The 7,470-nt window shown below is 71.8% G+C and carries 7 protein-coding genes; 2 read left to right on the forward strand and 5 right to left on the reverse strand.

Features of this window, described 5'->3' with window-relative positions:
- Position 1: 1 nt before the first annotated feature.
- The 4 genes from B4E30_RS12940 to B4E30_RS12955 are packed head-to-tail and all read right to left on the reverse strand — an operon-like array spanning position 2 to position 4,354.
- On the reverse strand, positions 2–1,081 hold the full coding sequence (locus B4E30_RS12940; RefSeq protein WP_286795511.1) for a hypothetical protein: 1,080 nt from the start codon (positions 1,079–1,081) through the stop codon (positions 2–4).
- Complete coding sequence (locus B4E30_RS12945) at positions 1,081–2,349, reverse strand: ATP-binding protein (protein WP_286795512.1); 1,269 nt, start codon at positions 2,347–2,349, stop codon at positions 1,081–1,083. Before B4E30_RS12945 ends, B4E30_RS12940 begins: the two co-directional genes overlap by 1 nt.
- The gene (locus tag B4E30_RS12950) at positions 2,346–3,011 is read right to left on the reverse strand and encodes a response regulator transcription factor (RefSeq protein ID WP_286795513.1); all 666 of its coding nucleotides are present in this window, start codon (positions 3,009–3,011) and stop codon (positions 2,346–2,348) included. Before B4E30_RS12950 ends, B4E30_RS12945 begins: the two co-directional genes overlap by 4 nt.
- A gap of 56 nt (positions 3,012–3,067) precedes the next feature.
- A complete protein-coding gene (locus B4E30_RS12955) occupies positions 3,068–4,354 on the reverse strand; it encodes a class I SAM-dependent RNA methyltransferase (protein WP_286795514.1) in 1,287 nt (428 codons plus the stop codon).
- A 31-nt stretch (positions 4,355–4,385) separates the two neighbouring features.
- On the opposite strand from B4E30_RS12955, the gene B4E30_RS12960 reads away from it, so the two are divergent.
- Positions 4,386–5,039, forward strand: a complete 654-nt coding sequence (locus B4E30_RS12960) for a Maf family protein (protein ID WP_194383545.1) — start codon at positions 4,386–4,388, stop codon at positions 5,037–5,039.
- A gap of 122 nt (positions 5,040–5,161) precedes the next feature.
- Entirely contained in the window at positions 5,162–6,931 is a 1,770-nt protein-coding gene (locus B4E30_RS12965; RefSeq protein ID WP_286795515.1) for a biotin carboxylase N-terminal domain-containing protein, read from the forward strand.
- A gap of 4 nt (positions 6,932–6,935) precedes the next feature.
- Here the strand turns inward: B4E30_RS12965 and B4E30_RS12970 are convergent.
- Positions 6,936–7,470: alpha/beta hydrolase fold domain-containing protein (locus B4E30_RS12970; RefSeq protein ID WP_286795516.1), on the reverse strand; the 535-nt coding region annotated here is incomplete at its 5' end.

Consider the following 7,470-nt stretch of genomic DNA (forward strand, 5'->3'; position numbering starts at 1 on the left):
GTCAGCGGCGGGGGTGGGCGATCTCGCGCCAGAGGTCCACGGCGTCTTCGTCGGAGAGCGCGGCGCCGGCGCCGGAACGGCCCACGACCGTCACGGCCACGCTCTCGTGCGGCGAGGTGCGCACGTACAGGCGCTCCGACGTCGCCTCGCGCAGCGTCTCGGCGAGCTGGCCGCGGATGACCGACAGCGTCACCTCGTCGACGCGGTCGAGGCCTCCCTCGTCGAGCACCGTCACGGTCGATCCGCGGCGTCGGAGTCGCTCGAGCTCGGCCCGCACGTCGTCGTCGAGGAGACGCGGTCCCCGCAGCTCGTCGCGGAGGCTGCCCTCGGCGATGCGGGCGCCGAGCCGTTCGTCTTCGGTGAGACGGCCGCGTTCGGCGACCACGCGCATCAGCACCGGGCCCGCGATCGCGAGTGCGCGCTGCACCTTCGTGCGACGCTCGCGCTGCCGCACGCTCTGCGAAGCCTCCACACCGGATGCCGCGCGCTGCAGCGTGGTCAGCTGCGCCGTGTCTCGTGCCGCGCGGTCCAGGGACAGCATGAGCATCTGCGCCACGGCGACCCACACGACCGAGCCGACGAGTCCGAGGCCGAGCGCCGTCACCGGCCCCATCCACACCGAGGCCGTCACGCCGAGCGCGATGATGCCGAGCCACGCGACCCACGGGCGTCGGCGGACCATGACGACGACCATCAGGGCGCCGATCCCGCCGAGGTACCACGTGGCGTACGGAGCGGTGACATGATCGGGGCCGACGGCCACCGACAGCGCGTTCGGCACCGCGATCGCGGCCCCGAGCGCGAGGCCGGCCGCCCAGGTGGGAAGGCGACCGGTGCGGCGGGCAGCGCTCAGCGCCTCGTCGACGCCATCGCCGTCGACCTCGGGGATCGGCTCGGTTCCCGCGGCCTCGGCCCGGCGCGGCTCCCACAGCACCACCAGCCACGTCGTGCCGAGATAGACGAACAGCGCGACCACCAGCAGCCACGGCAGCGGCACCGGCTCGGTCCACCACAGCCCGCGCGCCGCGAGGTACGCGGTGAAGGCCAGCGCAAGGCCGACGAGGATGTTCCGCACGCTCATCACGCCGACACCGGCCCCGCCCACTCGAGCCGCACCCGGGTGCCGTCGGCACCCGAACTGACCACGCCGCTTCCGCTGACGGCGGCCATCCGGGCGATGATCGACGCCCTGATGCCGAGGCGGTCATCCGGCACGGCGCCGACGTCGAAACCGGCCCCGTCATCGCGGATCTCCACGACGATCCCCGCGGGGTCCCCCGAGGCCTCGAGTACGACCTCCAGGCCCGACGCCGAGGCGTGCTGGAGCGAATTGGAGATCGCCTGTGTCGTGGCCAGCACGATCGAGCGGGCGACGCGGCCGGGCACCTCGCCGGTACCGAACGCGACACGACGATGCATCGTGAGATCCGCCCCCATCTCGTGCGCACCCGCCTCGATCTCGTCGGCGATGCTGTCGGGGGTGCGCCCGGCGTCGCTGCCCTCGCTCGCGTCGCGATCGGTGTTGGCCAGTCGCGTGAGCGCCTCGCGCGCCATCGACACCGCCAGCGCCTGCTCGCGCGGCGTGTCGGCACGTTCCGCGGCGATGAGGGCGGCGAGCACGCTGTCGTGCATGAGGGCCGCGACGGCCACCCGCTCGTCTTCGGCCGCGTCGGCGGCCGCGGCCCGCGCGTAGGAGTCGACGGCACGAGCACGCGTCTCGTCGACGTTCGTCGCGATCGATCGCAGCAGCCACCCCAGGGTGAGCAGCACCCCGCCGAGGATGAGCGCGAACGACACGTCGAGGCCGAGCGACAGCCAGAACGATGGATCGAACGCTCCCCCGATGAGCCGGACAACGCCGAACATCAGCGGCGTGAGGATCGTCCACGCGATCTGCGCCGGCAGCGGGAAGACCAGCACGCTGGAGACGGTCGCGACGTTGATGAGGAACCAGATCCACGGCTGCTCGGTCGGAGAGGTGTAGAGCCCGAGGTTGACGATCGGGAAGGCGATGAGCACCACGGCGAACACGCCGATGAACACACCGGCGGCGATCCGCACGGCGCGGCCGAGCACGCACGCCACGAGCATGGCGAGAAGGCTGCCGAAGGTGATGACGACGAGAGCGTTCTGCGCGAGGGTGCCCGCGGCGAGGGTCCCGATGGCGGTGACGAATCCCTGCAGGCCAAGGAAGACCGAGCCGAGCGCGATGGCGATCTGCAGCACCCGCTCGATGCGGTGGCGCGTGAACGACCCCAGGTCGGGCTCGGTTCCTCGCAGGCGCGGGAGCTGTCCCCAGGCTTCGTCGACGGCGACTGGGTTGTCGGTGCGGAGGCGGGGTGAGGTCACGGCGAGGTCTCGCGGTCGGCGTGGCGATCGAGCAGCCCGTCTTCGACGGCGCGGTGGAGCAGGTCGATCTTCGTCGGCGCGGGGCGTCCGACGTCGACGTACTTCATGCGAACTCGGGTGATGTTCTCCTTGGCCGTCGAGTAGGCGACTCCGAGCCGTTCGGCGACGACCTTCAGCGGCAGACCCGCCGCATACAGGCGCAGCACGTCGCGCTCGCGGGCCGAGAGCTGAGCATCGGCGAAATCGCGATCGCCCTCGACGGCGCTCGCCCACTCGACGTTGTTGAGGGGCTCGCCCTGCGCGACGCTGGAGACCGCGTGGAGCACGTCGTCGATGCGGGAGGACTTGCTGACGATTCCGGCCGCCCCGGCGGCGAGCGCCTCGCGCACGGAAGCCGGGCGGTCGGCGACGCTGTGGATGATGACGCTCGAGCCGTCGGCGACCAGTCGCGTGACGTTCTCGGTCACGGTCGCCCCGTCGCCGAGGGTGAGGTCGAGCACCACGACGTCGGCGGGTGAGACCTGCTGTTCCTGTCGCCACGAGAGGTAGTCGGTGACGGTGCTGCCGGAGAACACCACGCTCGCCGATCCCTCGCGCGCGCAGCCGGCCTCGAGACCGAGTCGCACCGACTCGTGATCGTCGATGAGGGCCACCCGTGTCATGCGATCACCTTACCTGTGAGAACGCTCCATCGCGGGGTCGGGGTGGCCGCACGCCATCACTCGTGTCGCAGCACGGCGACGGCCTCGACATGATGCGAGTTCGGGAACAGGTCGAGCGCGTCGACGCGGTCGGTGACGTACCCGGTCTCGCGGAAGGTCGCGAGGTCGCGTGCAAGGGCCACGGGATCGCAAGCGACGTACACGATCGTGCGCGGTCCGAGCGCCGCGACGTCTTCGGCGACCTGGCGCCCGGCCCCCGATCGCGGCGGATCCAGCAGCACCACCCCTCGGGCCAGGCGCTGGCGCTCACGCTCGGTCGCGGATGCTCGCAGTGCCGACACCCATCGGTCCACCCTGGCCGTCTCGGCACGGGCTCCCACCCAGTCGGCGAGGTTGTGACCGGCGTGCTCGGTCGCCCGCTCGTCCGATTCCACCGACGTGATGCGGGCGCTCTCTCCCCCCAAGCCACCCAGGGTCGCGGCGAAGAGCCCCACGCCGCCGTAGAGGTCGAGGTGCCACCCGTCGGGGTCCACGGCCGGTTCGTCGCCGGCGACCTCGCGAAGGCGCTGCGAGACGACCCCGGCGAGGGTGTGGGCGGCGAGGCGATGCACCTGCCAGAAGCCGCCCGCATCCACCCGGAACGATCGCCCTGCCGCCTGCTCCAGGACCACTTCGCGCGCCGCGTCGGAGCGCTGTCCGGCCGGTCGCGGCACGACGCGCACCCGGCCGTCGGCGGGCTGGACGAGGTCGATGCGGCCCGGCTGCGCGGACCGGACGCCCTCGAGGGCGCGCTCGAGTGCCGGCGTCGCCAGCGGCAGCGAGTCGACGGGAACGATGCGATGGCTGCGCTGCGCGTAGGGCCCGACCCGTCCGTCGTCGCCGACGTGCAGGCTCACGCGCGTGCGCCATCCGGTGCCGTCGGGCGTCTCCTCGGCGAGCACCGCGCCGGTATCGTCGTGGAGCGGCGCGGCCGCGGACATCGTCGCCGGGATGTCGAGGCGGCCGATGCGCGCGAGCGCGTCGCGCACGACGTCGAGCTTGAGTGCGCGCTGCGCATCCAGCTCGATGTGGCCGAAGTCGGCGCCACCGGGACGCTCGTCGGGCGGCACGCCGATGTCGGCCGGCGCCCACACGTGCGGCCGGCGGGCCGGCGCCGCATCCAGGACCTCGAGCGCCTCGGCGCGCCAGAAGGACTTCTTCGACGTCTCGGTCAGACGCGCCCTGATGCGCTCCCCCGGGATGGCGTCGGGCACGAACACCACGCGGCCCTCGTGGCGGGCGACGAACACGCCGCCGTGCGCGACGCCGGTGATGTCGAGGTCGAGGATGCTGCCGACGTCCATGCCTCGAGCCTGTCACAGCTATCGTCGTGGCATGCGCGTGTGCCTCGCTTCGACCTCGCCCGCCCGCCTCATGCTGCTGCGCCAGGCGGGCATCTCGCCGGAGACGGCGGCGCCGGACGTCGACGAGGAGGCCGTGGTCGCCGCCGTGGAGGCCGGCGAGGATCGCACCCTCTCCCCCGACGAGCACGTGCTCCTCCTCGCGCGCCGCAAAGCGGCCGACGTCGCAGCCCGGCTCACCGCCGAGCAGCCCGACTTCGACGGCATCGTCATCGGCGGCGACTCCATGTTCGAGCTCGACGGCGAGATCCTCGGCAAGCCCTACACGCCTGAGAACGCCACGGCGAGGTGGCGCGGGATGCGCGGACGCACCGGTGTGCTGCACTCCGGTCACGCGGTGTTCCGGCTCGCGCCCGGTATCGCGCCGCGGGAGGCCCACGCCGTCGCCGAGGCATCCGTCACCTTCGCCGACGACGTCACCGACGCCGAGATCGACGCCTACGTCGCGACCGGGGAGCCGCTGCTGGTCGCCGGCGCGTTCACGGTCGACAGCCTCGGCGCGCCGTTCATCACGCGCGTGGCGGGCGACCCGTCGACGGTGGTGGGGATGTCGCTGTCGACCCTGCGGCACCTCGTGCGCGAGCTCGACGTGGCGTGGCCCGACCTCTGGGCCCCGGCCGCGCAGTGACGCGGGGGCATCCTGGCGCGACGGATGCCCGACGAACGTTGTACGAGGAAGACCACGTTTCTTCGTGGGATTTGTACGAACCGGTCAAAACCACCACGGAGGCCGTCGGTAGGCTGAAATCCATGCCTCGTATCGCCAAGGTCCTCATCGCGAACCGCGGCGAGATCGCCGTCCGTGTCATCCGCGCCGCGCGCGACGCCGGAAAGTCCTCCGTCGCCGTCTACGCCGACCAGGATCGCGACGCCCTGCACGCGCGCCTCGCCGACGAGGCATACGCCCTCGACGGATCCACCAGCGCGGAGACCTACCTCTCCATCGACAAGATCCTCTCCGTCGCACGACGCTCCGGTGCCGACGCGGTGCACCCCGGCTACGGCTTCCTCGCGGAGAACGCCGACTTCGCCCGCGCCGTCATCGGGGCGGGCCTCACCTGGATCGGCCCGTCGCCGGAGGCCATCGAGGCCCTCGGCGACAAGGTCACCGCCCGTCACGTCGCCGAGAAGGTCGGCGCTCCCCTCGCGCCGGGAACCCCCGGACCCGTCGACGGTGCCGAGCAGGTGATCGACTTCGCCCGCGAGCACGGGCTGCCGATCGCCATCAAGGCCGCCTACGGCGGCGGCGGGCGCGGCCTGAAGGTCGCGCGCGAGTTCGACGAGGTCGCGGAGCTGTTCGAGTCCGCGACGCGCGAGGCCATCGCCGCGTTCGGCCGCGGCGAGTGCTTCGTGGAGAAGTACCTCGACAAGCCGCGCCACGTCGAGACCCAGTGCCTCGCCGACTCCGCCGGCAACGTCGTGGTCGTCTCCACGCGCGACTGCTCCCTGCAGCGCCGCCACCAGAAGCTCGTCGAAGAGGCTCCGGCACCGTTCCTCACCGAGGAGCAGAACCGCATCCTCTACGACGCGTCGAAGAAGATCCTGCGCGAGGTGGGCTACCTCGGCGCCGGCACGTGCGAGTTCCTCATCGGTGCCGACGGCACGATCTCGTTCCTCGAGGTGAACACGCGCCTGCAGGTGGAGCATCCGGTCTCCGAAGAGGTCACCGGCATCGACCTGGTGCGGGAGCAGTTCCGCATCGCCGAGGGCGAGCAGATCGGATACGACGACCCGCAGCCGGTCGGTCACGCGATCGAGTTCCGCATCAACGGCGAAGACCCCGGCCGCAACTTCCTGCCGCAGCCCGGTCCCATCCACGTCTTCAAGACCTTCGGCGGTCCGGGTATCCGGCTCGACTCCGGCGTCACCGCCGGCGACGCCGTGTCGGGTGCGTTCGATTCGCTGCTGGGCAAGATCATCGTGAGCGGCCGCGACCGCGCCGAGGCCCTCGAGAGGTCCCGCCGCGCGCTCGAGGAGTTCGAGGTCGCGGGCATGCCCACGGTGCTGCCCTTCCACCGCAAGGTCGTGAGCGACCCCGCCTTCACCGCCGAGAGCGGCGAGTTCGGCGTGTTCACCCGGTGGATCGAGACCGAGTTCGTCAACGACATCCCCGCGTGGGACGGCGAACCGGATGCTCCGAAGCCCGACGAAGGGCGCCACACCGTCGTCGTGGAGGTGGGTGGCAAGCGCCTCGAGGTGAGCCTGCCCGACCGGGTCGTGTCATCCGCCCCGCAGACGGGCCGCCCGGCCGTCGCCCCGCCCTCGCGCCGCTCGCACGCCGCGACCGTCTCCGGCGGAGGCGCCAGCGGCGACGCGGTGAAGGCACCCATGCAGGCGACCATCGTCAAGGTCGCCGTCGCCGAGGGCCAGGAGGTCGTCAAGGGCGACCTGATCGTCGTGCTCGAGGCGATGAAGATGGAGCAGCCCATCCAGGCCCACAAAGACGGCGTCATCGGCTCGGTCAACGCCGACCCCGGCACCACCGTCTCCGCCGGTCATCAGCTGATGACCATCGCCTGACGAGTTAGAGGTGAGCCGCGAGGAACGCGGCGCAGCGCTCGAACGCGACATCGCCTTCGGGATGCACCCCGGGGAAGAAGTAGAAGCCGTGCGGCATTCCCTCGGGCCAGTATCCATCGACCGGTGACCCGGCGTCTGCGACGAGCGACGCGAAAGCGCGGGCGGAGTCGATGATCGGGTCGTGCGTTCCGGTGGCCAGGAACAGCGGCGGATAGCCGCGCAGGTCACCGTAGATCGGGCTCGCCAGCGGCTCCGTCCACGCCGTCGTCGGCAGGTAGGCGCTCCGGATGAACGCGAAGAAGGCGCTGTCGTACACGATGCCCCGCGGCGCCTGCGCCTGGAACGAGGGCCAGCGCTCCTGCGTGAAGTCGGCGAACGCACCGAGCATGATGACCGCAGCCGGCGCGGGCAGGTCGTGCGCGCCGGCGTACAGCGGTAGCGCGGCGGCGAAGTTCGACCCCGCCGAATCTCCGGCCACGACCACACGCGCGGGGTCGCCGCCCATTCGTCCGGCCTCGCGGACGAGCCACGCGTAGACG

Source organism: Microbacterium sp. UBA3394 (assembly GCF_002358725.1).
In the GTDB taxonomy this organism is placed as follows: Bacteria; Actinomycetota; Actinomycetes; order Actinomycetales; family Microbacteriaceae; genus Microbacterium; species Microbacterium luteum.

Coding starts and splice junctions, on each gene's coding strand:
- B4E30_RS12940 (WP_286795511.1), bottom strand. CDS start 1,081: ATGAGCGTGCGGAACATCCTCGTCGGCCTTGCGCTGGCCTTCACCGCG.
- B4E30_RS12950 (WP_286795513.1), bottom strand. CDS start 3,011: ATGACACGGGTGGCCCTCATCGACGATCACGAGTCGGTGCGACTCGGT.
- B4E30_RS12955 (WP_286795514.1), bottom strand. CDS start 4,354: ATGGACGTCGGCAGCATCCTCGACCTCGACATCACCGGCGTCGCGCAC.
- B4E30_RS12960 (WP_194383545.1), top strand. CDS start 4,386: ATGCGCGTGTGCCTCGCTTCGACCTCGCCCGCCCGCCTCATGCTGCTG.
- B4E30_RS12965 (WP_286795515.1), top strand. CDS start 5,162: ATGCCTCGTATCGCCAAGGTCCTCATCGCGAACCGCGGCGAGATCGCC.